We start from the raw sequence: 26,322 nt of genomic DNA, 5'->3' as shown, positions 1-26,322 counted from the left end.
GGTACCGTCGGATATGAGGCACAGGAGCCGCTGAACCAGGCTGCTCCCAGGCGAAGGGGAAGCACCTCGTGGCACGCATCGGTGATGGCGGCGATCTGCTCAAGTGCTCGTTCTGCGGGAAGAGCCAGAAGCAGGTGAAGAAGCTCATCGCGGGTCCCGGTGTGTACATCTGCGACGAGTGCATCGACCTCTGCAACGAGATCATCGAGGAGGAGCTCGCGGAGACCTCCGAGGTGCGGTGGGAGGAACTGCCCAAGCCGCGGGAGATCTACGAGTTCCTTGAGGGATACGTCGTCGGGCAGGAGCCCGCGAAGAAGGCCCTCTCCGTGGCGGTTTACAACCACTACAAGCGCGTTCAGGCCGGCGAGAACGGCGGGGTGTCCGGGCGCGAGGACGCCATCGAGCTCGCCAAGTCCAACATCCTTCTGCTGGGCCCGACCGGCTCCGGCAAGACCCTGCTCGCCCAGACGCTCGCGCGCATGCTGAACGTACCGTTCGCGATCGCCGACGCCACCGCGCTCACCGAGGCCGGTTATGTGGGCGAGGACGTCGAGAACATCCTGCTGAAGCTGATCCAGGCGGCCGACTACGACGTCAAGAAGGCCGAGACCGGAATCATCTACATCGACGAGATCGACAAGGTCGCCCGCAAGAGCGAGAACCCGTCGATCACCCGCGATGTCTCCGGCGAGGGCGTCCAGCAGGCCCTGCTGAAGATCCTGGAAGGCACCACCGCCTCCGTACCGCCGCAGGGCGGCCGGAAACACCCGCACCAGGAGTTCATCCAGATCGACACGACGAACGTGCTCTTCATCGTGGGCGGCGCCTTCGCCGGCCTGGAGAAGATCATCGAGTCGCGCGCGGGAGCGAAGGGCATCGGCTTCGGCGCGACGATCCGCTCGAAGCGCGAGATCGAGGCGAGTGACCAGTTTCAGGAGGTCATGCCGGAAGATCTGGTGAAGTTCGGGATGATCCCGGAGTTCATCGGCCGCCTGCCGGTCCTCACCTCCGTCCACAACCTGGACCGCGAGGCCCTTCTCCAGATCCTGGTCGAGCCGCGCAACGCGCTGGTGAAGCAGTATCAGCGGCTCTTCGAACTCGACGGTGTGGAGCTGGACTTCGACCGGCCCTCCCTGGAGGCCATCGCCGACCAGGCGATCCTGCGCGGCACGGGCGCGCGCGGCCTGCGCGCCATCCTCGAAGAGGTGCTCCAGTCGGTGATGTACGAGGTGCCGTCCCGCAAGGACGTCGCCCGGGTCGTCATCACGGCGGAGGTCGTGCGCGACAACGTGAACCCGACGCTGGTCCCGCGCGAGCCGCGCATCGTGAAGAACGACGGCCGCCACGAGAAGTCGGCGTAACCGTCGGCGCGGCGGTCCGCGTACGCACGACAGAGGGGCGCCCGGCCAGTCCGACTGGCCGGGCGCCCCTGTGTGGCTACGCGCTCAGAGCTTGACGCGGACGTCGTTGCGGAGCTTCGCGGCGATGGCCGCGGCGTCTTCGAGAGACGCGCTCTTGCCCGCCATCGCGTTGGCGATCTCGATGTGCATGGAGAAGCCCAGGGTGCTGTGGTCGCCCCAGACGCAGAGGGGGAAGGTGATCTCCTTCGGTCCCGCGGCGGCGCCCGTGCCGGACCCGTCGTTCTTGACCTTCAGCTCCTGGCACTTCAGGACGGCGTTGTCCAGACCCTCGGGCGTGAACGCCTGGGGGGTGCCGACCATCTCGCCCATGGAGTCCTTCTCCTCCGTGGACTTCTGCTTCATATAGGCGAACATGCCGTCCACGACCTTCTCCGGGTCGTCGATCTCGCCATAGACCCCGCCGAAGTTCAGGGCCTTGCCGGCCAGCGGGTTGTCCTTGTTGCCGGCCTCGTAGTCGGCGCTGACGTCCTTGGGGTTCTTCACGCCCCAGCTCTCGGCGTCCTTGAGGTCGCTCTCGGTCATGCCGCCGTCGCCGCCGCTGCTCTCGCCCTTCTTGTACTCGCCGTTGAGCACCGTCGCCGGCGCCGTCAGCTTGTGCGGGCCGTCGTCCGCGACGTCGGAGCCGCCGCCTCCCACCAGGAAGTACGCGCCGCCCGCGATCACCGCGAGAGCCAGCACGGACGCGCCGACTATCAGGCCCGTCTTCTTCTTGGGGGCCTGGCCCGGCGGGGGCGGGTACTGGCCACCGCCATAGGGAGGCTGCTGGCCGTACGGGGGCTGCTGGGGCGGCTGGCCGTACGGTCCCGGCTGCTGCGGATAGCCGTAGCCCTGCGGGGACTGCTGCGGGGGGACGCCCTGCGGGGACTGCTGCGGGTAACCGTAGCCGGGCGCCGGGGGCCCCTGCGGCGGCTGCTGGCCGTAGGGACCCGGCTGGCCGTACGGTCCTGGCTGCTGAGGCTGCTGCCCACCGTATGGGCCCGGCTGGTTGTAACTCATGTGCTGTCCCCTGTTAGTTGCTTATGCGTTCCGAACATCCTGACGGACGAGTCGGTGACCGGGGTCACCCGGGGCCGCACCGTTACCGAACTATCCCGTTTCAGTACGGGGCGGTGACACCTCTAAACTGTGCCCCGTGACCGAGAACACTCAGCAGCAGCCAGCGACCAACACCGAACTGCCGACCCAGTACGTTCCGGCCGAGGTAGAGGGGAAGCTGTACGAGCGCTGGGTGGACCGCGGTTACTTCGAGGCCGACGAGAAGAGCGACAAGCCGCCGTTCACCGTCGTCATCCCACCGCCGAACGTCACCGGCAGCCTGCACCTGGGGCACGCCTTCGAGCACACGCTCATCGACGCCGTCACGCGCCGCAAGCGCATGCAGGGGTACGAGACGCTGTGGCAGCCCGGCATGGACCACGCGGGCATCGCGACGCAGAACGTCGTCGAGCGCGAGCTGGGCAAGGAGGGCAAGTCCCGGCACGACCTGGGGCGCGAGGCGTTCGTCGAGCGCGTCTGGAAGTGGAAGGCCGAGTCCGGGGGGCAGATCTCCGGACAGATGCGCCGCCTCGGGGACGGTGTCGCGTGGTCGCGTGAGCGGTTCACCATGGACGAGGGGCTGTCCAAGGCCGTTCAGACGATCTTCAAGAAGCTCTACGACGACGAGCTGATCTACCGCGCCGAGCGCATCATCAACTGGTGCCCGCGCTGTCTCACCGCGATCTCCGACATCGAGGTGGAGTACCAGGACGACGACGGCGAGCTGGTCTCGCTGAAGTACGGCGAGGGAGAGGACTCCGTCGTCGTCGCGACCACCCGTGCCGAGACGATGCTCGGTGACACGGCCGTCGCCGTCCACCCCGACGACGAGCGGTACGCGCATCTCGTCGGCAAGCGGATCAAGCTGCCGCTCACCGACCGTACGATCCCGATCGTCGCGGACACCCATGTCGACCCGGAGTTCGGTACGGGCGCCGTCAAGGTGACGCCCGCGCACGACCCGAACGACTTCGAGATCGGCCGCCGGCACGATCTGCCGAACATCACGGTCATGGACGAGCGCGCCGTGATCACCGTCCCGGGACCGTTCGAGGGGCTCGACCGGATGGAGGCGCGCAGCGCCATCGTCGCCGCGCTGCGGGCCGAGGGCCGTATCGTCGCGGAGAAGCGCCCGTACACCCACTCCGTCGGACACTGCTCCCGCTGCAAGACGACCATCGAGCCGCGCCTTTCGCTCCAGTGGTGGGTCAAGGTCGGGCCGCTGGCCAAGGCGGCCGGTGACGCCGTCCGTGACGGCGAGGTCGCGATCCACCCGAAGGAGATGGAGTCCCGCTACTTCGGCTGGGTCGACAACCTCCACGACTGGTGCATCTCCCGGCAGCTGTGGTGGGGCCACCGCATCCCCGTCTGGTACGGGCCGAACGGCGAGACCGTCTGCGTCGGTCCCGACGACGAGGCGCCGACGGGCGAGGGCTGGACACAGGACACGGATGTCCTGGACACCTGGTTCTCGTCGGGGCTGTGGCCGTTCTCCACGCTCGGCTGGCCCGAACAGACCCCGAGCGTCGAGAAGTTCTATCCGAACTCGATCATGATCACCGGCTACGACATCCTCTTCTTCTGGGTCGCCCGGATGATGATGTTCGGTCTGTACGCGATGGACGGCACGCCGCCGTTCCACACGATCGTGCTGCACGGCATGGTCCGTGACCAGTTCGGCAAGAAGATGTCCAAGTCCTTCGGCAACGCGGTCAACCCGCTGGACTGGATGGACAAGTACGGCTCCGACGCGGTCCGGTTCACCCTGGCCCGTGGTGCCAACCCGGGTATCGACGTGCCGATCGGCGAGGACTGGGTCCAGGGCTCCCGGAACTTCGCCAACAAGGTCTGGAACGCCACGCGCTTCGCGATGATGAACGGCGCGACCGTCGAGGGCCCGCTGCCCGACGCGGCCGAGCTGTCCGCCACCGACCGGTGGATCCTGTCGCGGCTCAACGCCGTGGTCGCGGAGGTCGACGCGTACTACGAGGACTACCAGTTCGCGAAGTTGTCCGACGCGCTGTTCCACTTCGCCTGGGACGAGGTCTTCGACTGGTACGTGGAGCTGTCCAAGACCACCTTCATCGAGGGCGGCGAGGCGGCGAAGGTCTCCGGACGGGTCCTCGGCGAGGTCCTCGATCTCACCCTGCGTCTGCTGCACCCGATCATCCCCTTCGTCACCGAGACGCTCTGGACCACGCTCACCGGCAAGGAGTCGGTCGTCGTCGCCGACTGGCCGGCCGACAGCGGGTTCCGCGACACGGCGGCCGAGCGGGAGATCGAACACCTTCAGCAGGTGATCACCGAGGTCCGTCGGTTCCGCTCCGACCAGGGGCTCCAGCCCGGCCAGAAGGTCCCGGCACGGCTGGATCTCACGGGTACGCCGCTGGCCGCGCACGAGGCGGCGATCCGGCAGCTGCTGCGCCTCCAGCCGGAGGGCGAGGGCTTCCACGCCACCGCGACGCTGCCGGTCGAGGGGGCGACGGTCGCGCTCGACCTGTCGGGCACGATCGACGTCGAGGCGGAGCGCAAGCGCCTGACGAAGGACCTCGGCGCGGCGGAGAAGGAGAAGGCGCAGGCGACGGCGAAGCTCGGCAACGAGGCGTTCCTCGCCAAGGCCCCCGACAATGTGGTCGAGAAGATCCGCGGCCGGCTCACCAAGGCCGAGGCGGACATCGAGCGGCTGACCGCGCAGCTCGCGGGCCTGCCCCAGGGCTGACCCTGCGACGAGCACCCGAGAGCGGGGCCCCGGCCACCTGGCCGGGGCCCCGCTCCCGTACGGAGCCGGGGCGCGGGCGACCGGCTGTCGGTGGTGCTCCGTAGACTGGTCGCGTGAGCGAGCACCGTCCTTCCGACCAGCCCGGCGAGTACGACGAATTCGATGAGATCGTCGACGCCGCGACCGACCGAGACCCCGACCTCGCGGTGATCGAGGCCGGCAGCCGTACGCTGCGCGCCCAGGCCGGGCCCGCGCAGGATGACGGCGTCCCGGCACGCCCCGAGGACCCGGAGGTGGACAAGGCGCTGCGCGCCGTCGAGCAGGAGCTGGCGGGCCGCTGGGGCGAGACGAAACTCGACCCGTCGGTCACCAGGATCAAGGGTCTGATGGATGTGCTGGGCGACCCCCAGCGCGCCTATCCGTCGATCCATCTCACCGGCACCAACGGCAAGACCTCCACGGCCCGCATGATCGAGGCGCTGCTCGGCGCGTTCGATCTGCGTACCGGCCGGTATACGAGCCCGCATGTCCAGTCCATCACCGAGCGGATCAGTCTGGACGGCGCCCCGGTCTCCGCCGAGCGGTTCATCGAGACGTACGGGGACATCAAGCCGTATGTCGAGATGGTCGACGCCGCGCAGGAGTACCGGCTCTCGTTCTTCGAGGTGCTGACCGGCATGGCCTACGCCGCTTTCGCGGACGCGCCGGTGGATGTCGCCGTGGTCGAGGTCGGCATGGGCGGCACCTGGGACGCGACGAATGTCATCGACGCCTCCGTCGCCGTCGTCATGCCGATCGATCTGGACCACACGGACCGGCTCGGCTCCACACCCGGTGAGATCGCGGTGGAGAAGTCCGGGATCATCAAGCCGGGTTCGACGGTCATCCTGGCGCAGCAGCCGGTGGACGCCGCTCAGGTGATGCTGAAGAAGGCCGTCGACGTGGACGCGACGGTCGCCAGGGCGGGCATGGAGTTCGGTGTGGTCGCCCGCGAGATCGCGGTCGGCGGCCAGCTGCTGACCCTGCGCGGTCTCGGCGGTGAGTACGAGCAGATCTTCCTCCCGTTGTACGGCGCGCATCAGGCGCAGAACGCGTCGGTGGCGCTTGCCGCCGTGGAGGCGTTCTTCGGGATCGGCGCGCAGCATGCCCGCCGGCTCGACATGGACACGGTCCGCAAGGCGTTCGCCTCGGTCTCCTCGCCTGGCCGCCTGGAGGTCGTACGGCGCTCGCCGACGGTGGTGCTGGACGCGGCGCACAACCCGGCCGGGGCGCGTGCCACGGCGGACGCCATCACCGAGTCGTTCGGCTTCAGCCGGCTGATCGGTGTGGTGGGTTCCAGTGACGGCAAGGACGTCCGAGGGGTGCTGGAGGCGCTGGAGCCGATTTGCTCGGAGATCGTCGTCACGCAGAACTCCAGTTTCCGCGCGCTGGGCGCGGACGAGCTGGCGGCCGTCGCCGTCGAGGTCTTCGGGGAGGACCGGGTCCAGGTGGAGCCGCGCCTCGATGACGCGCTGGAGGCGGCGATCACCCTCGCCGAGGAGGAGTCCGAGTTCGCGGGCGCGGGGGTCCTGGTCACCGGCTCGGTGATCACGGTCGGCGAGGCCCGACTGCTGCTGAGGAGGCGCTGAACCCTATGCGTACGCTCTGTGCGTCCACACTGATCGGTGAGTTCTTCGTGATCGGTTTCGCCGGTCTGGTCGCCATGAAGCTGGACGATCTGTCGGTGGGGACGGTCTGGACGGTCTGTGGCATCGCGATGCTGCTGTCCCTGGTGCTCTGCGGGGTGATCACCCGTCCGGGCGGTGTCGAGCTCGGCTGGGCGCTTCAGGTCGCGCTGTTCGCCAGCGGTTTCGTGGTGCCCGCCATGTTCGTTCTCGGTGTGATCTTCGCGGCCCTGTGGGGGGCCTCGGTCCACTTCGGTCGGAAGATCGACGAGGCGAAGGCACGCTGGGCCGAACAGTCATCGGCAGAGGCTGACGCTGTGTGATCGACAGTGTGGTATGCCCTGTAGCCTCTGAGGGCCCGCACCCCGTAGTAGAAGGAGCCCGCACAGTGAGCCAGCGCACGCTTGTCCTGCTCAAGCCGGATGCCGTACGCCGCGGCCTGGTCGGCGAGATCGTCGGCCGTATCGAGCGCAAGGCCGGCTGGACCATCAGCGCCATGGAGCTCCGCACGCTCGACCAGGACACGCTGGAGCAGCACTACGGCGAGCACAAGGGGAAGCCCTTCTACGAGCCGCTGGTCGCGTTCATGGCCTCCGGACCGGTCGTCGCTCTGGTCGTCGACGGCGAGCGGGTCATCGAGGGCGTCCGCGCGCTCGCCGGTCCGACTGACCCGATCGCCGCAGCGCCCGGGTCCATCCGGGGGGACTTCGGGACCATCGTCCGGGAGAACCTGATCCACGCTTCGGACTCGGAGGAGTCCGCCATTCGGGAACTTAAAATCTTCTTCCCGGGTCTTTCCTGACCGCATGTCAGCCAAACGGAGCTGACCGCCTGGGGCGACCGAAGGAATTCGGTCGCCTTTGGGCATATCTAAGCCACTTTCGGGAACGCATCGGTCCGACACTTCGTCACCCTTACTGAGGTGGGCCACCGCGCCGTCGTCCTCGCGACGGCACTACGATGGAAACCTCCAAGCCACAGCACCCACCTCGCCATCCTGAAAAGCCATCAACGCTTGGGAAGGCCAGACGCATCCTCATGGGGAACAACATGTCGTTCATCGGCCGTGACATGGCTGTCGACCTCGGGACCGCCAACACGCTGGTGTACGTCAGAGGCCGGGGGATCGTACTCAACGAGCCGTCCGTCGTCGCCATCAACACCAACACCGGCGGTATTCTCGCGGTCGGCGCCGAGGCGAAGAAGATGATCGGCCGGACACCGGGCAACATCGTTGCCGTCCGGCCACTGAAGGACGGCGTTATCGCCGACTTCGAAATCACCGAGCGCATGCTGCGCTACTTCATCCTGAAGATCCACAAACGCCGCTATCTGGCGCGTCCGCGGGTCGTCGTCTGTGTGCCCTCCGGTATCACGGGCGTTGAGCGCCGCGCCGTCATCGAAGCGTCCACCCAGGCGGGCGCGCGCCAGGTGCACATCATCGAGGAGCCCATGGCCGCGGCCATCGGCTCCGGACTCCCCGTCCACGAGGCGACCGGCAACATGGTCGTGGACATCGGTGGTGGTACGACCGAGGTCGCCGTGATCTCGCTCGGCGGAATCGTCACGGCACAGTCCATCCGGGTCGCCGGCGACGAGTTGGACAACGCGATCATCCAGCACATCAAGAAGGAGTACTCACTCCTGCTCGGCGAGCGGACCGCCGAGAGCATCAAGATCACCATCGGTTCCGCCTACGACCTCGACAAGGACGAGCACACCGAGATCCGCGGCCGTGACCTGGTCTCCGGGCTGCCGAAGACCGTGGTCATCTCCGCCGCCGAGGTGCGCAAGGCCATCGAGGAACCGGTCAACGCCATCGTCGACGCGGTGAAGACCACGCTCGACAAGTGCCCGCCCGAGCTGTCCGGCGATGTGATGGACCGCGGGATCGTGCTCACCGGCGGCGGCGCCCTGCTGCGCGGTCTCGATGAGCGGCTGCGTCGCGAGACCGGGATGCCGATCCATATCGCCGAGGACCCACTGGACTCCGTGGCGCTCGGATCCGGCAAGTGTGTCGAGGAGTTCGAGGCGCTTCAGCAGGTGCTGGACGCCCAGCCCCGCCGATGACGGAAGAGTCCCCGTCCCCCTGGTCCTCCGGGCCGGGGGGACGCCCGGCAGGGGCCTCGAACTCCCGCGCGGCGGATCGTTGATATAACCGCAGAATCATTCCTACGAGGAAGGCACGGCCGCCGCACGTGAGGGACACACGAGAGAGCCGTTTGCTCCTGGTGCTGCTGATCGCCATCGCGTTCGCACTGATCACGGTGGATATCCGCGGTGGCGAGGATTCCCCGGTCGACGGCGCGCGGCACGCCGCCGCGACGGTCTTCGGTCCGGTGGAGAACGGCGTCGCGTCCGCGGTCAATCCGGTGGGCAATGCCATAGGGGCGGTACGGGATTCCGGTGCGCGGCACAATCGCATCGCCGTGCTCCAGAAGGAGAACACCGAGCTGAAACAGCGGCTCGGCAGTGACGACCGCAATCGCAACCGGGTACGCGAACTCGACAAGATGCTCGCGAAGGCCGGCGCCGGTCAGTACGGAATCAAGGGCGCCGAGGTCATCGCCATAGGAGCGGCCCAGGGATTCTCCTGGACCATCACGATCGATATCGGTGCCAAGGATGGCATCACACGCGATATGACCGTGCTGAATGGTGACGGACTTGTCGGTCGTGTGACGACCGTCGGCCCGAGCACCTCGACCGTACTGCTCGCCAATGACCCGGACTTCACCGTCGGCACCCGGATGGAGAGCAGCGACGAACTGGGCTTCGCCACCGGCCAGGGCGACCGTCCGCTCTCCGTCCAGCTCCTCAACGGCAAGGCCAAGATCAAGAAGGGTGACCGGCTGGTCACCTTCGGATCCAGCAAGGACAAGCCGTTCGTGCCCGGTGTCCCGGTCGGCGAGGTGGTCCAGGTCGACCCGTCAGGCGGCGATCTGACCCGGACCCTGTACGTACGCCCCTTCGTCGGCTTCACCAAGCTCGACCTCGTCGGCGTCGTCGTGGAGGCTCCCCGGCAGGATCCGCGCGACACGGTCCTGCCGCCCAAGTCGGCGCCCACCCCGACGCCCACCGTCACCGTCACGGTCACTCCGTCGCCCAACGCCGACGTCGAGGCGAACGGCGAGGCCGACACCGGCAATCCGGACGCCAACGCCAATCCGGACCCGAACGCCAATCCGGATCCCAACGCCAACGGCCAAGCAGACGACCAGGAGTAGGGCTGATCCCCATGCGCTTCAACCGGATTCTGCTCTCGACCACGCTGGTCGTGGTCGCCCTCGTCATCCAGGTGTCCGTACTCTCCAGACTCCAGCTCCCCGGCGCCGTCCCCGATCTGATGCTCCTCGTCGTCCTCGCCCTGGCCTTCGTGTACGGCCATGTGGGCGGCGCGCTCATCGGCTTCGGTGCCGGACTGCTGGCCGATCTGGCGCCCCCGGCCGACCACGCAGCCGGCCGCTACGCGCTGGTGCTCTGTGTGATCGGCTATCTGGCCGGACTGGCCCGCCCGGAGAAGGGCCAGATGCGTTCGGCGTTCGTGCCGATGGCCGCGGTCGTCGGCGCGGCGCTCGGCTCGACCCTGCTGTACGCGGCGGTCGGCGCGCTCGTCGGTGACACCGCCGCCCGCCATGTCGGTCTTGCCGGGCTGCTGTTCACCGCCGCGGTCTACGATCTGCTGCTCGCGCCGTTCACCGTTCCGCTGATCATGTTCCTGGCCAGACGGGCCGAGAACGATCCGCTCGCCGAGACCCAGAGCAGCGGCGGCGCCGATGTCGCGTCCGGCTGGACCACCACCGGCACCGGCCTGCGGATCGGCGGCCAGCGGGGCGGACTGCGGCTGAGGGCCGCCCGCACCCGCGCCACGCGGGCCGGACGTATCAAGGGGGTCAAGCGACTGTGACACCGCAGCACCCGGCGGCCGTCGCGCGGACGCCCGCGCGTGCGGCCGGCCACGCACCGTCCGGCCGTACCGCCCGTACCGTCCGTGGGGGATCGCAGTGAGCAATATTCCGGAGACCGGGCGGACACCGCGGGTCCAGATCCGGCTCGTCATCATTCAAGTCCTTGTCTTCTCGCTTCTCCTCACCCTCGGCGGCCGGCTCTGGTACCTCCAGGTCCGCAACGGCCAGGAGTACACGGACGAGGCCAAGAGCAACCACGTCCAGCAGGTCGTCCAGCCGGCCGTCCGCGGCTCGATTCTCGACAGCCGCGGGGTCGCGCTCGCCGACAACGAGACCCGGCTCGTCGTCTCCACCAGCCGTACCGAGCTGATGAAGATGGAGGACAAGGGGGTGGGCGTCCTGACCCGGCTCGCCGATGTCCTCGACATGAAGCCCAAGGACGTCATGGACAAGGTCAGGCTCTGCGACTCGAAGACGCCCAAGCCCTGCTGGAACGGTTCGCCCTTTCAGCCGATCCCGGTGACCGACGAGGCCACCACCCAGCAGGCCCTGCAGATCCGGGAGCGCGCCGAGGACTTCCCCGGTGTCACCGCCGAGCCCACCGCCGTACGCCGCTACGCCGCGCCCGGGCTCGCCAACACCGCTCAGGTGCTCGGCTATCTCTCGCCCGTCACCGACGACGAGATCACGAAGGCTCAGCAGAGCGACTCGCCGTATCTCCGCTCCGACCAGGTCGGCCGCTCCGGACTGGAGCGCACCTATGACAAGCAGCTGCGCGGCAAGGCGGGAGTCACCCGCTACGAGGTGGACAACCTCGGCCGCGTCATCGGCCAGGCGCGCAACGACAAGGCCGAGCCCGGCGCCAATGTCGTCACCTCGATAGACGCGCGCGTGCAGGCCGTCACCGAGTACGAACTGAACGAGGCGATGAAGGCCGCCCGCAAGGAGATGGACCGCAACACCGGAGAGCACTACAAGGCGGACTCCGGTGCCGCGGTGGTCATGGAGGCGAAGACCGGACGGGTCGTCGCGATGGCCTCCCTGCCGACGTACGACCCGAACTCCTGGGTCGGCGGCATCTCCGCCAAGGAGTACGCCAGGCTCACCGGCAAGAAGTCCAACTTCCCGCTGCTGAACCGCGCGATCCAGGGCCAGGCGGCCCCCGGCTCGATCTTCAAGGTCGTCTCGTCGACCGCCGCCGTCAACGCCGGGTACAAGTTCAACGGCAACTACCCCTGCCCCAGTTCGTACAGCGTCGGCGGTCAGGTCTTCCAGAACTTCGAGTCCAGGGGCTACGGCAGCATCACCCTCGGCAAGGCACTCGAAGTCTCCTGCGACACCGTCTTCTACGGCATCGCGCACAAGGAGTGGCAGAAAGACGGCGGCATGAAGCCGAAGCACCCCAACGACTGGTTCTACAAGACCGCGCACCAGTTCGGCCTCGGCGCGGAGACCGGTATCGACCTCCCCAACGAGGTCACCGGACGCATCCCGGACCGTCAGTGGAAGCAGAGCTTCTGGGAGGCCAACAAGGTCAGCTGGTGCAAGCAGGGCAAGAAGGGCGGCACCTACGTCGAGAAGATCGCCTACGAGGGCTGCCTCGAAGGCAACCGGATGCGCGCCGGTGACTCCGTCAACTACTCGATCGGCCAGGGCGACACCCTCGTCACCCCCATCCAGATGGCCACCATCTACTCGGCCATCGCCAATGGCGGCACCCTCTACAACCCCACGGTCGGCAAGGCGATCGTCAGCGCCGACGGCAAGCGGGTCGAGGAGATCGCGCCCAAGTCCCACGGCAAGCTGCCGACGCGCGGGCGGACGCTGGAGCAGATCGACGAAGCCCTCGCGGCGGTCACGACCACCGGCTCCGCCGCCTGGCGATTCGGCGGCTGGCCGCAGGACAAGATCCCGATGCACGCCAAGACGGGTACGGCCGAGGTCTACGGCAAGCAGACGACCTCGTGGTTCGCCTCGTACACCGAGGACTACACGATCGTCATGACGATCTCGCAGGGTGGTACCGGCTCCGGTGCCTCGGGGCCCGCCGTGCGAAAGATCTACGAGGCGATGTACGGGCTGAACGCCAAGGGCGACCAGGACATCAGCAAGGCGCTGATGCCCGAGCCGCGCAAGGAACTGCCGAAGATCCAGCCGGACGGTTCGATCGACGCGCCGAAGATCAGGCCGTACGAGCCGGTGAAGGAAACCCCGGACGAGCAGATGCTGGCGGGCCCGCCCGCCACATCCACGCGGAGGGACTGAGCGATGGCCGGCACAAGTGGCTTCTCGGTCTCCGGATACGGTCCGGAGCGCGGGACCTGGGCCAAGCTCGTGGCCCGCGACTCGATGGTGCGCAGACTCGACTGGCCGCTGCTCTTCTCGGCGGTCGCCCTGTCGCTGATCGGCTCGCTGCTGGTCTGGTCGGCCACCCGTAACCGCACCCAGCTGAACCAGGGCGATCCGTACTACTTCCTCGTACGCCATCTGCTCAACACCGGCATCGGGATCGCCCTGATGATCGGCACGATCTGGGTCGGGCACCGCCTCATGCGCGGGGCGGTCCCCGCGCTGTACGGGCTCTCCGTCGTCCTGGTCCTGCTGGTCCTCACCCCGCTCGGCGCGACCATCAACGGCGCCCACGCCTGGATCGTGATCGGCGGCGGATTCACCCTCCAGCCCTCCGAGTTCGTGAAGGTCACGATCATCCTGGCCATGGCGGTCATGCTGGCGGCCCGGGTGGACGCCGGGGACCAGGTCCATCCGGACCATCGCACGGTCGCGAAATCCCTCGGTCTCGCCGTCGTACCGATGGCCATCGTCATGCTGATGCCGGACCTCGGCTCCGTCATGGTCATGGCCGTCATCGTGCTCGGCGTACTGCTCGCCTCGGGCGCCTCCAACCGCTGGATCATCGGCCTGGTCGGCGCGGGGGTGGCGGGCGGCATCGCGGTCGCGGCGCTCGGCGTGCTCGACGAGTACCAGATCAACCGCTTCGCGGCGTTCGCCAACCCGGAGCTGGACCCGGCGGGCGTCGGCTACAACACCAACCAGGCACGGATCGCCATCGGCTCCGGCGGACTCACCGGCACCGGGCTCTTCCACGGCTCCCAGACCACCGGCCAGTTCGTGCCCGAGCAGCAGACCGACTTCGTCTTCACGGTCGCGGGCGAGGAACTGGGCTTCGTCGGCGCCGGGCTCATCCTGCTGCTGCTCGGCGTGGTCCTGTGGCGCGCCTGCCGGATCGCCCGGGAGACCACCGAGCTCTACGGCACGATCGTCGCCGCGGGGATCATCGCCTGGTTCGCCTTCCAGTCCTTCGAGAACATCGGGATGACGCTCGGGATCATGCCGGTGGCGGGTCTGCCGCTACCGTTCGTCTCGTACGGCGGCACCGCCATGTTCGCGGCGTGGATCGCCATCGGACTGCTCCAGTCGATCCGGGTGCAGCGGCCCATGTCGGCTTGAGCGCCGCCCGGGACGCCCCGGACAGGTCCCAGGGGCTGCCCAGGAGCCGCCCCTGGGACTAAATTCGGTACATGGCGGACACAAAGCGAGAGATCGAGCGCAAATACGAACTTCCCGCGCCCTCCGACGCCGACGAACCCTCCGGACTGCCGGATCTCACCGGAGTGAAGGGCGTCGCGTCCGTTCGCGCCCAGGGCGTCGTGGAGCTGGACGCCGTCTACTACGACACCCCGGATCTGCGCCTCACCGCCGACCATGTCACGCTCCGGCGCCGCACGGGTGGTGCCGACGAGGGCTGGCATCTGAAATTCCCGGTCTCCACCGGCATCCGCGACGAGATCCAGGCGCCGCTCGCGGACACACTTCCGGACGAACTCGCCGCGCTGGTCCGCTCGCGCGTACGCGGCGCCGGGCTGACCCCCCTCGTACGGCTGACGACCTCGCGCGATGTCCTTCAGCTGCTCGACGCGAAGGGCACGGCGCTCGCCGAGGCGAGCGTGGACGCCGTACGGGCGCGACGGCTCACCGGGGACACCGGCGGCAAGAACGCCCGGACCGCCTCCTGGACCGAGGTCGAGGTGGAGCTGGGCGACGACGCCGATCCCGCGATCCTCGACGCGGTGGAGAAGAAGCTCCGCAAGGCCGGTCTGCGCCCGGCGTCCGCCGCGTCCAAGCTCGGCAGGGCACTGGCCGAGACGGCGCCCCACGAGCCGGGCGGAGCCGCGACCAAGGCGCCCAAGGGCAGGCCGCGCAGCGCCGGGGACCACATCCTCGCCTATCTGCGCGACCAGGCCGACGCGATCGTCGCCCAGGACGCCGCCGTACGCCGCGACCTGCCGGACTCCGTGCATCAGCTGCGCGTCGCCACCCGCCGTATGCGCTCCGCCTTCCGCACGTACCGCAAGATCCTCGACCGGTCCGTCACCGACCCGGTCGCGGAGGAACTCAAGTGGGTCGCGGCGGAGCTGGGCGTCGACCGCGACCACGAAGTCCTCGACGAACGGCTGAGTTCCCGCATCGACGCGCTGCCCATGACACTGCTCCTCGGGCCGGTACGCGGCCGGCTCCAGACCTGGGACGCCGCCCAGCGCGCCGGGTCCCGGAGCAGGACCGTCGCCGTACTCGACAGCGAGCGGTATCTGACCCTGCTGGACACGCTCGACAGGCTGCTCACCGCGCCGCCGCTGCGGCCGGACGCGGCGCAGCCCGCCGCGAAGGCGCTGCCCAGGGCGATCCTCAAGAACTACGAGCGGCTGGCCGGCCGCGTCGGCGACGCGCTGGCGCTCGGGCCGGGCGAGGAACGCGATCTCGCGATGCACAACGCCCGCAAGGCCGCCAAGCGCGCCCGCTACGCCGCCGAGGCGGCCGGACCCGCCCTGGGCAAGGCGGCCAGGCGCTTCGCCACACGCATGAAGGCCCTCCAGACCGCGCTCGGCGACCACCAGGACAGCGTGGTGGCCCGCCAGGCCCTCCGCGATCTCGCGATCCAGGCCCACACGGCGGGCGAGTCCGCCTTCACCTGGGGTCTGCTCTACGGCCAGGAGGAGGCCCAGGGCGAGCTCCGCGAACGGGAGCTGCCCGAGCTGTGGGCGAAGGCGTCCGACCCCCGCTTGAGGGCGGATCTGAGCGGGTGACCATCGGGGTAGGCTGAATGGTCGCATCTGTCAGTCCACGAAAGATCGCCGTGATGCCTGCCGAATCGGTCTTCCCGCAGCTCGAAGCCCTGCTCCCGCATGTGCAGAAGCCGATCCAGTACGTCGGTGGTGAACTGAACTCCACGGTCAAGCCGTGGGAGTCCACCGATGTCCGCTGGGCGCTGATGTACCCGGACGCCTATGAGGTCGGGTTGCCCAACCAGGGCGTCATGATCCTTTACGAGGTGCTGAACGAGCGCGAGGGCGTGCTCGCCGAGCGCACCTACAGCGTCTGGCCGGACCTCGAAGAGCTGATGCGCGAACACAAGGTCCCGCAGTTCACGGTGGACAGCCACCGTCCGGTCGGTGCCTTCGACGTCTTCGGGCTGAGCTTCTCGACCGAGCTCGGCTACACCAACATGCTCACCGCCCTGGACCTCGCGGGCATCCCGCTCGCGGCCCGGGACCGTACCGTCGACCACCCCATCGTGCTCGCCGGCGGCCACGCCGCCTTCAACCCCGAGCCGATCGCGGAGTTCATCGACTGCGCCGTCATCGGCGACGGCGAGCAGGCCGTGCTGGAGATCACCGGGATCATCCGGGCCTGGAAGGCGGAGGGCCGTCCCGGCGGGCGCGAGGAGGTCCTTCTCCGGCTGGCGAAGACCGGCGGGGTCTACGTCCCCGGCTTCTACGACGTCGAGTACCTGCCGGACGGCCGGATCGCCCGTGTCGTACCGAACAGGTCCGGTGTCCCGTGGCGGGTGTCCAAGCACACCGTGATGGACCTCGACGAGTGGCCGTACCCGAAGCAGCCGCTCGTCCCGCTCGCCGAGACCGTCCACGAGCGGATGTCCGTGGAGATCTTCCGCGGCTGCACACGCGGCTGCCGGTTCTGCCAGGCGGGCATGATCACCCGCCCGGTGCGCGAGCGCAGCATCACCGGAATCGGCGAGATGGTCGAGAAGGGGCTGAAGGCGACCGGCTTCGAGGAGGTCGGGCTGCTCTCGCTCTCCTCCGCCGACCACAGCGAGATCGGCGACATCGCCAAGGGACTCGCGGACCGCTACGAGGAGGACAAGGTCGGGCTGTCCCTCCCGTCCACCCGTGTCGACGCGTTCAATGTCGATCTGGCCAACGAGCTGACCAGGAACGGCCGTAGGTCCGGTCTCACCTTCGCGCCCGAGGGCGGCTCCGAGCGGCTGCGCAAGGTCATCAACAAGATGGTCTCGGAGGAGGACCTGATCCGTACGGTCTCCACCGCGTACGGCAACGGCTGGCGTCAGGTGAAGCTGTACTTCATGTGCGGTCTGCCCACCGAGACCGACGAGGACGTCCTTCAGATCGGCGACATGGCGGTCCGGGTGATCGCCGAGGGCCGCAAGGTGTCCGGCCAGAACGACATCCGCTGCACGGTCTCGATCGGCGGGTTCGTACCCAAGCCGCACACCCCCTTCCAGTGGGCGCCGCAGCTCAGCGCCGAGGAGACCGACGCCCGGCTGGAGAAGCTCCGCGACAAGATCCGGGGTGACAAGAAGTACGGCCGCTCCATCGGCTTCCGCTACCACGACGGCAAGCCCGGCATCGTCGAGGGCCTGCTCTCGCGCGGCGACCGGCGCGTCGGCGCGGTCATCCGCGCGGTGTACGAGGACGGCGGCCGGTTCGACGGCTGGCGTGAGCACTTCTCCTACGACCGCTGGATGGCCTGCGCGGAGAAGACGCTGCCGGAGTTCGGTGTGGACGTCGCCTGGTACACGACGCGTGAGCGCATGTACGAGGAGGTCCTGCCCTGGGACCACCTGGACTCCGGTCTCGACAAGGACTGGCTCTGGGAGGACTGGCAGGACGCGCTCGACGAGACCGAGGTCGAGGACTGCCGCTGGACGCCGTGCTTCGACTGCGGTGTCTGCCCGCAGATGGACACCCAGATCCAGATCGGCCCCACGGGCAAGAAGCTGCTGCCGCTCACCGTCGTCAAGTAGCCCGGCGCGCGCCCGGCGGGCCCCAGAGCCCGCCCGGCCGCGCCGCGCGCCCGCACAATGGCCTGATGCCGCAGCTCATCGCCCCGGACATCCGGATCCATGCCTCTTTCCTCGACGCCATGAAGGAATTCGTCGAAGAGGGCCCGGACGAGCGCTCGTTACTCCTGCACGAGATGGAGGAGTTCGGCGGGACCTGGCACCGGCCCGAGGTCTTCGCCGCGTATGTGGCGCGGCTCAACGCCGAGCCGCTGGAGGAGACCCCGCGGATCAAGGGGTGGGTGCCCAACACCACACTCTGGTACGTCGAGGGCGACACCTTTCTGGGACGTCTCGCCATCCGCCACCGGCTCAACCCGTTCCTGCGCGAGCTGGGCGGCCATATCGGCTATGCCGTACGTCCCACCGCGCGGCGGCAGGGCCACGCGACCGCCATGCTCACCGCGTCGCTGCCCGTCGCCCGCGCCATCGGACTCGAATCCGTCCTGGTCACCTGCGACACCACCAATATTCCGTCGCGGAAGGTGATCGAGGCGGCCGGCGGGGTGCTGGAGGACCAGCGCGGCGGAAAGCTCCGCTACTGGATCAGGACGGACGCCTGAGGCTCCCGGCGCGGGGCGGGCGCCGGTGGGCGGGCTCCGCCGAGCCGAGGGTGGGGAACTGTGGAAGGGCCGTACGCGTACTCTGGGTAGGACAACGATCGTCCCCGGCGCGAACCCCGCACCCGAGATCTCCCCGCGAAAGCGGGGCTGAGCCGGGATCCGGGGCCACCCCCACGTCCAAGGGCGGCGCGTCACCGCGTACCGCCCGCACCGAGGAGAAGAACCACTGGGCAAGCGACAGCCCGAAGGCCCGCCACCCGCACCGGCGGTGCAGCGCATCCGACTGCGCTACACCAAGCGCGGCCGCCTCCGGTTCACCAGCCACCGTGACTTCCAGCGCGCCTTCGAGCGGGCGCTGCGCCGCGCCGAGGTGCCGATGGCGTACTCGGCGGGGTTCACCCCGCACCCGAAGGTGTCGTACGCCAATGCCGCACCCACCGGCACGGGCAGCGAGGCCGAGTTCCTGGAGATCGCCCTGGTGGAGGTGTGCGACCCGGACAAGCTGCGTGAGCTGCTCGACGAGTCGCTGCCGGCCGGCCTGGACATCATCGACGCTGTCGAGGCACGTACATCCGGGCTCGCCGACCGGCTGACCGCTTCCGTATGGGAGCTGCGGCTGGACGGCGTCGAGCCGCCCGCGGCGGAAGAGGCCGTGGCCGCCTTCCTGGCCGCCGAGTCGGTCGAGGTCGAACGCCGGACGAAGAACGGTCTGCGGACCTTCGACGCACGGGAGGCCGTGGCCGGTCTGGAAACTGTCCCGCAGGCGGGTACGGAGGGGGCTCGGTCACGGCCTGATAGGCCGGGGGACGGGCCCTGTGCGATACTGCGGCTGGTTGTTCGGCACGTGACACCTGCCGTGCGACCCGACGACGTCCTGTCCGGTCTCCGAGCTGTGGCCGACCTGGCGCCGCCGGTCCCCGCAGCGGTGACCAGGCTGGCGCAGGGGCTCTTCGACGAGGAGTCCGGAACGGTGACCGATCCGCTCGCGCCCGACCGCGAGGCAGCCCGGCCCGCCCCACCCAAGGCCGCCGGACCCGCCGCCGCGAAGGCGCCGGAAGGTGCGGGTACCGCGTAGGGCGGTCGTTGTAGCGCAGCCCTGGGACTCGGGAGCCACCTGGGTCGGGCGGCGCACTGACCAGAAGACTTTCGCCAGGCCGTACGTACATCGCGTAGGGAACCGGCGAGCCAGACATAACAGCTCCCGTGCGGCGCCCGCGCCCCGGACGGCGGCATTCGCGCAGCGCGCGAGCCGCGGCCGGACCGGAATCAGGCGTGGCGCCCGGGAGCGTGACGGGAGAACCGCCCGCATGCTTGAGCCCACTGAACCCGGTACCCCCGGGGACACCAACGAAGAGAACAACTCACCCAGCGATACGCTGCCGCCGCGCCGCAGGCGCCGCGCCGCGTCCCGCCCGGCGGGCCCGCCCGCCGCTGCCGCGGGGGCCGAGGACGCCGCGAGCGTCACGGAGACCGTCGCACAGGCCGTACCGGCCGCCGAGGCCGCGGGGGCGGCAGCGAGCGACGGGACGGGTGTGACGGAGGAGCCGGTGGCGGCGCCGCGTGCGCGTCGCCGTGCGACTCGTAAGACCGCCGCTCCGGCGCCTGAGGTGACGGCCGAGCCGGTTGAGCAGGTTGAGGCCGCCGCGGTGCCCGAGGCCGTGGTGACGGAGGAGCCGGTGGCCGCGCCGCGTGCGCGCCGTCGTGCCACCCGTAAGGCCACCGCTCCCGCGCCTGAGGTGACGGCTGAGCCGGTCGAGCAGGTTGAGGCCGTGGAGTCCGTGGTGACGGAGGAGCCGGTGGCGGCGCCGCGTGCGCGCCGTCGCGCCACCCGCAAGGCCACCGCGCCCGCGCCCGCCACCGACGAGGCCGCCGCCCCCGAGGCACCTGAGGCCGTCACGGTCCCGGCCCCGGAGGAGAGCCCCGCCGAGGAGACCGCGCCGGCCGGCCGTACCCGCCGCCGCGCCACCCGCAAGGCCACCGCGCCCGCCGGTGCGCCCGCGCCCGAAGCGAACGCGAACGCCAACGCCGACGCGGCTTCGGCGGGCGAGAGTCTGCCGCAGGCCACCGTCGCGCAGATCACCACCGATGAGACCGAGGTCGAGGCCGCCGAGCAGGCCGCTACGCGCGGCCGTACGCGCCGCCGCGCCGCCGCGCCCGAGACCACCGTCGAGGAGAAGCCCGCGCCGAAGGCCGCGCAGAGCGAGAGCGAGGCGCCCGAGCGCTCGCGTCGCCGCGCCACCCGGCCCGCCGTGGCCGTCTTCCGCGCGCCCGTCTTCACCGAACCGATGTTCCAGACCCCGGAGACGGCCGCCGCGGCCGCCGCCGCCGTCACGCCGGTGGACGACGACGAGGACCTCGACGAGACCGAGGACGAGACGCCGACCGCGGCGGTCCGCGAGCCCGTCGCCGCTTCCGAGCCCTCGGGCCGTCGGCGCCGCCGCCGGCGCGGCGAGCCCGCCGAGCCCGTGGAGGACCCCAGGGCCGACGCGGAGGCGGTGCGGGAGCACGCCGAGGAGTCCGCGGCCGAGCCGGACACGGAGCAGTCCGCCGAGGGCGACGACTCCGACGAGTACGAGGACCGTCCGTCGCGCCGCCGTCGCCGGGGCGGCCGTCGCCGTCGCCGCGGCGAGTCCGCGGACACCGAGGACACCACGGACGAGCAGGACGAGTCCGGGGCCCACGCCGAGGACGAGGACACCGGCAAGGACGGCGAGCGCGCCGAGCACGACGAGGACGACGACGACCACGAGGAGGCCGAGGCCCCCTCGGGCGGCGGCTCCTCCAGCAGCCGGCGCCGCCGTCGCAGGCGCCGTCGCAGCGGTGACGGCGGCTCCGAGGCGGAGTCCGGCGGGGACGACCCGGAGCGTACGGTCGTCAAGGTCCGCGAGCCGCGCAAGAAGGACGAGCGCGAGCCGGGCACCAGCTCCGACGAGGTGCAGTCCATCAAGGGCTCGACCCGTCTGGAGGCCAAGAAGCAGCGCCGCCGCGAGGGCCGCGAGCAGGGCCGCCGCAGGGTGCCGATCATCACCGAGGCGGAGTTCCTGGCGCGCCGTGAGGCCGTCGAGCGCGTGATGGTCGTCCGCCAGAACGGCGAGCGCACCCAGATCGGCGTCCTTGAGGACAACGTGCTCGTCGAGCACTACGTCAACAAGGAGCAGGCCACCAGCTACGTCGGCAATGTGTATCTGGGCAAGGTCCAGAACGTACTGCCGTCGATGGAGGCCGCGTTCGTCGACATCGGCAAGGGGCGCAACGCCGTCCTGTACGCCGGTGAGGTCAACTTCGAGGCGCTGGGCATGGCCAACGGCCCGCGCCGGATCGAGACCGCGCTCAAGTCCGGCCAGTCGGTGCTCGTGCAGGTCACGAAGGACCCGATCGGCCACAAGGGCGCGCGTCTGACCAGCCAGGTGTCGCTGCCCGGCCGCTATCTGGTCTATGTGCCCGAGGGCTCGATGACCGGCATCAGCCGCAAGCTGCCCGACACCGAGCGGTCCCGGCTGAAGACCATCCTCAAGAAGATCGTCCCCGAGGACGCGGGCGTCATCGTCCGTACGGCCGCGGAGGGCGCCAGCGAGGACGAGCTGCGCCGCGATGTCGAGCGGCTTCAGTCGCAGTGGGAGGACATCAAGAAGAAGTCGAAGAGCGGCAACGCCCCGACGCTTCTCTACGGTGAGCCCGACATGACCGTGCGGGTCGTCCGCGACATCTTCAACGAGGACTTCTCGAAGGTCATCGTCAGCGGTGACGGCGCGTGGCAGACCATCCACGGCTATGTCGACCATGTCGCGCCCGATCTCTCGGACCGGCTGTCGCGCTGGACGAGCGAGGTCGACGTCTTCGCGACGTACCGCATCGACGAGCAGCTGATGAAGGCGCTGGACCGCAAGGTCTGGCTGCCCAGCGGCGGTTCGCTGGTGATCGACAAGACCGAGGCCATGATCGTGGTCGACGTCAACACCGGGAAGTTCACCGGTCAGGGCGGCAATCTTGAGGAGACCGTCACCAGGAACAACCTGGAGGCGGCCGAGGAGATCGTGCGCCAGCTGCGGCTGCGCGACCTGGGCGGCATCGTCGTCATCGACTTCATCGACATGGTGCTCGAATCCAACCGGGACCTCGTGCTGCGACGGCTGCTCGAATGCCTGGGCCGGGACCGTACGAAGCACCAGGTCGCCGAGGTCACCTCGCTGGGTCTGGTGCAGATGACCCGTAAGCGGGTCGGCCAGGGTCTGCTGGAGTCCTTCTCCGAGACCTGTGTCCACTGCAACGGGCGCGGTGTGATCGTGCACATGGAGCAGCCCACGTCGGCCGGTGGCGGTGGCAACGGCAAGCGCTCCAAGAAGCGCGGTCGCGGCGGCGCCGGTACGGAGCACGAGCACGAGCATGAGCACGTCGAGATCGTGGCGGAGACCGAGGCCGAGACCGAGGCCGAGGTAGCGGCGGAGGTGGCGGCCCCGGTCGCACTGGCCGAGCCGCTGTCCGACACGTTCGCGCCGGACGAGGAGTTGTTCAGCAGCGTGGCGGAGGCGGAGGCGTCCGTACGCGGCCGTTCGCGCCGCCGGGCGTCGCGCAAGGCGTCCGCCCCGGCGGGCTCGCCGCGGACCGCGGAGCCGGAGCAGGTGCCGGCGCAGATGGCCAGGACCGAGGCCCCGGCCGCCGAGACGCGCGCCGAGACGCCGGTGGAATCGCCGGTCGAGACGCCGGTGGAATCGTCGGTGGAGACCTCGGCACCGGACGCGGCTCCCGCCGCCGGGCCGCGGACTCCCGCCGAGGAGGCGGCCCCCAAGGGCCGTACGCGCCGCCGTGCCACGCGCAAGGCGACGGCTCCGGCCGGTTCGCCGAAGGCCGCCGACACGGAGGCCGCCGCCGAGGTGGTCCTGCCGGTGTCCGCCGAGCCCGTGACCGTAGCCGAGCCGGTGGCGGCCGAGCAGGCCGTCGCCGAACCGGCCGCCGCCGCGCCCGTCGCCGAAGAGGCGCCCGTCGCGGAAGAGGCGCCGGTCGCGGCTCCGCCCCGGGCGCGCCGCAGGGTGACCCGCAAGGTCACCGCTCCGGCGGGGTCGCCCTCGGGCGCCGAGGACGCGGCGATCGTCGTGGTGGAGTCGGCCAGGGCGGAGGAGCCCGCGAAGGCCGGGGAACCGGCCGTCGAGGAGCCCGCGGCCCCGGCCAAGAAGGCGGTACGCAAGACCGCCAAGAAGGCGACGACGGCGAAGAAGACGGCCGCCAAGAAGACGACGGCCAAGAAGACGACGGCCAAGAAGACCGCGGCGAAGAAGACGACGGCCAAGAAGACGGCCAAGTCGACGAAGAAGACCGCGGCGGCCGAGCGTACGACGCCCTCCGGCGTCACCGCCTCCACGGAGGACTGACGACGCCCCGTCGTCCCCGGTTGCCGTACGGGCCGCGCATGAGCCCGTACGGCGCCGGGGACGGGGGCTGGTTTGACCCTCTGCACAGGGGCCCCGTACTCTAAACCTTCGGTGTGTTCCTATGCGCGCCCACCTCTGAGCACCCACCTCCCGGATTTCCGGGGGAGGCCGCTCGTCCTGTCAGGAATCGCCACGGGCCCCGGTCCGTGCGAGCGGCTGGCATCAGAGGTTCCGTTCCGAGCGAGAGTGAGATCCGCGTGTACGCCATCGTGCGCAGCGGTGGTCGCCAGCACAAGGTTGCTGTCGGCGACATCGTTGAGGTTGACAAGATTCCCACGGCCAAGGTTGGCGACACGGTCGAGCTCTCGACCCTGCTCGTGGTCGACGGCGAGGCCGTCACCAGCGACCCGTGGGTGCTGGACGGCATCAAGGTCACGGCCGAGATCGTGGACCACCACAAGGGTGCGAAGATCGACATCCTTCGCTACAAGAACAAGACCGGCTACCGCCGTCGCCAGGGTCACCGTCAGCAGTACACGGCGATCAAGGTCACCGGTATCCCCGCGGCTGCGAAGTAAGGGACTGAGGAGACATGGCACACAAGAAGGGCGCATCGTCCACCCGGAACGGGCGCGATTCCAATGCTCAGCGGCTCGGCGTGAAGCGCTTCGGCGGTCAGGTCGTCGGCGCCGGTGAGATCCTGGTCCGCCAGCGCGGCACGCACTTCCACCCGGGCTCCGGCGTCGGCCGTGGCGGCGACGACACGCTGTTCGCGCTGAACGCGGGCGCGGTGGAGTTCGGCACCAGCCGCGGCCGCAAGGTCGTGAACATCGTTCCGGTCGTCTGAGCACTGAGCATCAGGCGCCTGTAGCACGGTTTCTTCGCGAGGGCGGACCTCACTTCCCGGTGACGGGAAGCGGGTCCGCCCTTCGTGTGTTGGACGTATGACATTTCCGTATGTACTGGAGGCAATCCCCATGACCACCTTCGTGGACCGCGTCGAGCTGCATGTCGCCGCGGGTAACGGAGGCCACGGCTGCGCCTCCGTACACCGTGAGAAGTTCAAGCCGCTCGGCGGACCCGACGGCGGCAACGGCGGCCGTGGCGGCGATGTCGTCCTCGTCGTCGACCAGTCGGTGACGACGCTGCTCGACTACCACCACTCCCCGCACCGCAAGGCCACCAACGGCAAGCCGGGCGAGGGCGGCAACCGCTCCGGCAAGGACGGCCAGGACCTGGTCCTGCCGGTGCCCGACGGTACGGTCGTCCTCGACCGCGCCGGCAATGTGCTGGCCGACCTGGTCGGGGAGGGCACCACGTTCGTCGCCGCCGAGGGCGGCCGCGGCGGTCTCGGCAACGCGGCGCTGGCCTCGGCCCGTCGCAAGGCCCCCGGCTTCGCGCTGCTCGGTGAGCCGGGCCGCGCGGGCGATGTGGTACTTGAGCTGAAGACGGTCGCCGATGTGGCGCTCGTCGGTTACCCGAGCGCCGGCAAGTCCTCGCTGATCTCCGTGCTCTCCGCGGCCAAGCCCAAGATCGCGGACTACCCGTTCACCACGCTCGTCCCCAACCTGGGTGTGGTGACGGCGGGTTCCACCGTCTACACCATCGCGGACGTCCCCGGTCTGATCCCGGGCGCCAGCCAGGGCCGCGGTCTGGGCCTTGAGTTCCTGCGCCATGTCGAGCGCTGCTCCGTGCTCGTGCATGTGCTGGACACGGCCACGCTGGAGTCCGACCGCGATCCGGTGACCGACCTCGATGTGATCGAGGAGGAGCTGACGCAGTACGGCGGTCTCGACAACAGGCCGCGGATCGTCGTCCTCAACAAGATCGACATCCCGGACGGCAAGGATCTCGCCGAGATGATCCGTCCTGATCTGGAGAAGCGCGGCTACCGCGTCTTCGAGGCCTCGGCCGTGGCCCATCTGGGTCTCAGGGAACTGTCCTTCGCGCTCGCCGAGATCATCGCCAAGTCCCGCGCCGACAAGCCCAAGGAGGAGGCGACCCGGATCGTCATCCGTCCGAAGGCCGTCGACGACGCGGGCTTCACCGTCTCCCTGGAGGACGACGGGCTCTACCGGGTGCGCGGCGAGAAGCCCGAACGCTGGGTCCGCCAGACCGACTTCAACAACGACGAGGCCGTCGGCTATCTCGCGGACCGGCTCAGCCGGCTCGGTGTCGAGGAGCAGCTGATGAAGGCGGGCGCGCGAGCGGGGGACGGGGTGGCCATCGGACCCGAGGACGACGCGGTCGTCTTCGACTGGGAGCCGACGATGATGGCGGGCGCCGAGATGCTCGGCCGCCGCGGTGAGGACCACCGTCTGGAGGCGCCCCGTCCGGCGGCGCAGCGGCGTAGGGACCGGGACGCGGAACGGGACGAGGCGCAGCGGGAGTACGACGAGTTCCACCCCTTCTAGAGAGCCCTGAAGAGCTCCTGGAGGGCCCAGGAGGGCCCTGGAGAGCTCTTGGAGAGATTTTCGAGAGCCGCGGCTCCGCCGGCCCGCCGCCCGTAGACCTGCGGGCCGGCGGGTC

General features: G+C 69.6%; 19 protein-coding genes. 18 read left to right on the top strand and 1 reads right to left on the bottom strand.

All coding sequences use genetic code 11. From position 1 onward, the window contains the following. Nucleotides 1–68 precede the first annotated feature (68 nt). The gene (gene clpX / locus ABTZ59_RS01685; RefSeq protein WP_129771118.1) at nt 69–1,361 is read left to right on the top strand and encodes an ATP-dependent Clp protease ATP-binding subunit ClpX; all 1,293 of its coding nucleotides are present in this window, start codon (nt 69–71) and stop codon (nt 1,359–1,361) included. A gap of 84 nt (nt 1,362–1,445) precedes the next feature. On the opposite strand, the gene ABTZ59_RS01680 is transcribed toward clpX, so the two are convergent. Further along, nucleotides 1,446–2,417: a flagellar basal body-associated FliL family protein gene (locus ABTZ59_RS01680; RefSeq protein WP_351388104.1), complete on the bottom strand. Its 972-nt coding sequence runs from the start codon at nt 2,415–2,417 to the stop codon at nt 1,446–1,448. Nucleotides 2,418–2,553: 136 nt separating this feature from the next. Between ABTZ59_RS01680 and ABTZ59_RS01675 the strand changes: the two genes are divergently transcribed. The 17 genes from ABTZ59_RS01675 (at nt 2,554) to obgE (ending at nt 26,207) form a co-directional block, all read left to right on the top strand. Then, nucleotides 2,554–5,175 carry a valine--tRNA ligase gene (locus ABTZ59_RS01675; protein WP_351388100.1) on the top strand — a complete coding sequence of 874 codons (2,622 nt, stop codon included), beginning with the start codon at nt 2,554–2,556 and terminating at the stop codon, nt 5,173–5,175. A 113-nt stretch (nt 5,176–5,288) separates the two neighbouring features. Next, nucleotides 5,289–6,803: a bifunctional tetrahydrofolate synthase/dihydrofolate synthase gene (gene folC / locus ABTZ59_RS01670; RefSeq protein WP_351388092.1), complete on the top strand. Its 1,515-nt coding sequence runs from the start codon at nt 5,289–5,291 to the stop codon at nt 6,801–6,803. A 5-nt stretch (nt 6,804–6,808) separates the two neighbouring features. After that, entirely contained in the window at nt 6,809–7,162 is a 354-nt protein-coding gene (locus tag ABTZ59_RS01665) for a DUF4233 domain-containing protein (RefSeq protein ID WP_351388088.1), read from the top strand. A 65-nt stretch (nt 7,163–7,227) separates the two neighbouring features. Beyond that, nucleotides 7,228–7,641 (top strand): nucleoside-diphosphate kinase, encoded by a 414-nt coding sequence (gene ndk / locus ABTZ59_RS01660; RefSeq protein WP_249949357.1) that lies wholly within the window; start codon nt 7,228–7,230, stop codon nt 7,639–7,641. A gap of 248 nt (nt 7,642–7,889) precedes the next feature. Beyond that, nucleotides 7,890–8,909, top strand: coding sequence for a rod shape-determining protein (locus ABTZ59_RS01655; RefSeq protein ID WP_030352375.1), 1,020 nt, complete (start codon nt 7,890–7,892; stop codon nt 8,907–8,909). A 128-nt stretch (nt 8,910–9,037) separates the two neighbouring features. Next, the gene (mreC, locus tag ABTZ59_RS01650) at nt 9,038–10,066 is read left to right on the top strand and encodes a rod shape-determining protein MreC (protein WP_351388081.1); all 1,029 of its coding nucleotides are present in this window, start codon (nt 9,038–9,040) and stop codon (nt 10,064–10,066) included. A gap of 11 nt (nt 10,067–10,077) precedes the next feature. Further along, on the top strand, nt 10,078–10,746 hold the full coding sequence (gene mreD / locus ABTZ59_RS01645) for a rod shape-determining protein MreD (protein WP_351388077.1): 669 nt from the start codon (nt 10,078–10,080) through the stop codon (nt 10,744–10,746). 97 nt (nt 10,747–10,843) lie between these two features. Next, nucleotides 10,844–13,012 carry a penicillin-binding protein 2 gene (gene mrdA, locus ABTZ59_RS01640; RefSeq protein ID WP_351388074.1) on the top strand — a complete coding sequence of 723 codons (2,169 nt, stop codon included), beginning with the start codon at nt 10,844–10,846 and terminating at the stop codon, nt 13,010–13,012. A 3-nt stretch (nt 13,013–13,015) separates the two neighbouring features. Further along, on the top strand, nt 13,016–14,215 hold the full coding sequence (gene rodA, locus ABTZ59_RS01635) for a rod shape-determining protein RodA (protein WP_351388070.1): 1,200 nt from the start codon (nt 13,016–13,018) through the stop codon (nt 14,213–14,215). Between the two features lie 71 nt (nt 14,216–14,286). After that, on the top strand, nt 14,287–15,849 hold the full coding sequence (locus ABTZ59_RS01630; protein WP_351388067.1) for a CYTH and CHAD domain-containing protein: 1,563 nt from the start codon (nt 14,287–14,289) through the stop codon (nt 15,847–15,849). Nucleotides 15,850–15,902: 53 nt separating this feature from the next. After that, entirely contained in the window at nt 15,903–17,828 is a 1,926-nt protein-coding gene (locus ABTZ59_RS01625) for a TIGR03960 family B12-binding radical SAM protein (protein ID WP_351388064.1), read from the top strand. A 65-nt stretch (nt 17,829–17,893) separates the two neighbouring features. Further along, nucleotides 17,894–18,427, top strand: a complete 534-nt coding sequence (locus tag ABTZ59_RS01620; RefSeq protein ID WP_351388059.1) for a GNAT family N-acetyltransferase — start codon at nt 17,894–17,896, stop codon at nt 18,425–18,427. Nucleotides 18,428–18,695: 268 nt separating this feature from the next. Continuing rightward, on the top strand, nt 18,696–19,502 hold the full coding sequence (locus ABTZ59_RS01615) for a TIGR03936 family radical SAM-associated protein (RefSeq protein ID WP_351388054.1): 807 nt from the start codon (nt 18,696–18,698) through the stop codon (nt 19,500–19,502). Nucleotides 19,503–19,734: 232 nt separating this feature from the next. Then, entirely contained in the window at nt 19,735–23,793 is a 4,059-nt protein-coding gene (locus ABTZ59_RS01610; protein ID WP_351388051.1) for an Rne/Rng family ribonuclease, read from the top strand. Between the two features lie 257 nt (nt 23,794–24,050). Next, nucleotides 24,051–24,371 carry a 50S ribosomal protein L21 gene (rplU, locus tag ABTZ59_RS01605; protein WP_030352366.1) on the top strand — a complete coding sequence of 107 codons (321 nt, stop codon included), beginning with the start codon at nt 24,051–24,053 and terminating at the stop codon, nt 24,369–24,371. 14 nt (nt 24,372–24,385) lie between these two features. Beyond that, nucleotides 24,386–24,640: a 50S ribosomal protein L27 gene (gene rpmA / locus ABTZ59_RS01600; protein ID WP_351388046.1), complete on the top strand. Its 255-nt coding sequence runs from the start codon at nt 24,386–24,388 to the stop codon at nt 24,638–24,640. A gap of 130 nt (nt 24,641–24,770) precedes the next feature. After that, complete coding sequence (gene obgE, locus ABTZ59_RS01595) at nt 24,771–26,207, top strand: GTPase ObgE (RefSeq protein WP_351388041.1); 1,437 nt, start codon at nt 24,771–24,773, stop codon at nt 26,205–26,207. Nucleotides 26,208–26,322: the final 115 nt, after the last annotated feature.

This window comes from Streptomyces sp. NPDC094034 (assembly GCF_040303865.1).
In the GTDB taxonomy this organism is placed as follows: domain Bacteria; phylum Actinomycetota; class Actinomycetes; order Streptomycetales; family Streptomycetaceae; genus Streptomyces.
Note: the sequence above shows the minus strand (reverse complement) of the source record. Positions and strands in the feature narration are given on the sequence as shown.

Bases quoted from the DNA above. Each gene is read 5' to 3' on its own strand.
- ABTZ59_RS01680 (WP_351388104.1), bottom strand. From the start codon at position 2,417: ATGAGTTACAACCAGCCGGGCCCATACGGTGGGCAGCAGCCTCAGCAG.
- ABTZ59_RS01665 (WP_351388088.1), top strand. From the start codon at position 6,809: ATGCGTACGCTCTGTGCGTCCACACTGATCGGTGAGTTCTTCGTGATC.
- ABTZ59_RS01655 (WP_030352375.1), top strand. From the start codon at position 7,890: ATGTCGTTCATCGGCCGTGACATGGCTGTCGACCTCGGGACCGCCAAC.
- mreD (WP_351388077.1), top strand. From the start codon at position 10,078: ATGCGCTTCAACCGGATTCTGCTCTCGACCACGCTGGTCGTGGTCGCC.
- rodA (WP_351388070.1), top strand. From the start codon at position 13,016: ATGGCCGGCACAAGTGGCTTCTCGGTCTCCGGATACGGTCCGGAGCGC.
- ABTZ59_RS01630 (WP_351388067.1), top strand. From the start codon at position 14,287: ATGGCGGACACAAAGCGAGAGATCGAGCGCAAATACGAACTTCCCGCG.
- ABTZ59_RS01625 (WP_351388064.1), top strand. From the start codon at position 15,903: ATGCCTGCCGAATCGGTCTTCCCGCAGCTCGAAGCCCTGCTCCCGCAT.
- ABTZ59_RS01620 (WP_351388059.1), top strand. From the start codon at position 17,894: ATGCCGCAGCTCATCGCCCCGGACATCCGGATCCATGCCTCTTTCCTC.
- ABTZ59_RS01610 (WP_351388051.1), top strand. From the start codon at position 19,735: ATGCTTGAGCCCACTGAACCCGGTACCCCCGGGGACACCAACGAAGAG.
- rpmA (WP_351388046.1), top strand. From the start codon at position 24,386: ATGGCACACAAGAAGGGCGCATCGTCCACCCGGAACGGGCGCGATTCC.
- obgE (WP_351388041.1), top strand. From the start codon at position 24,771: ATGACCACCTTCGTGGACCGCGTCGAGCTGCATGTCGCCGCGGGTAAC.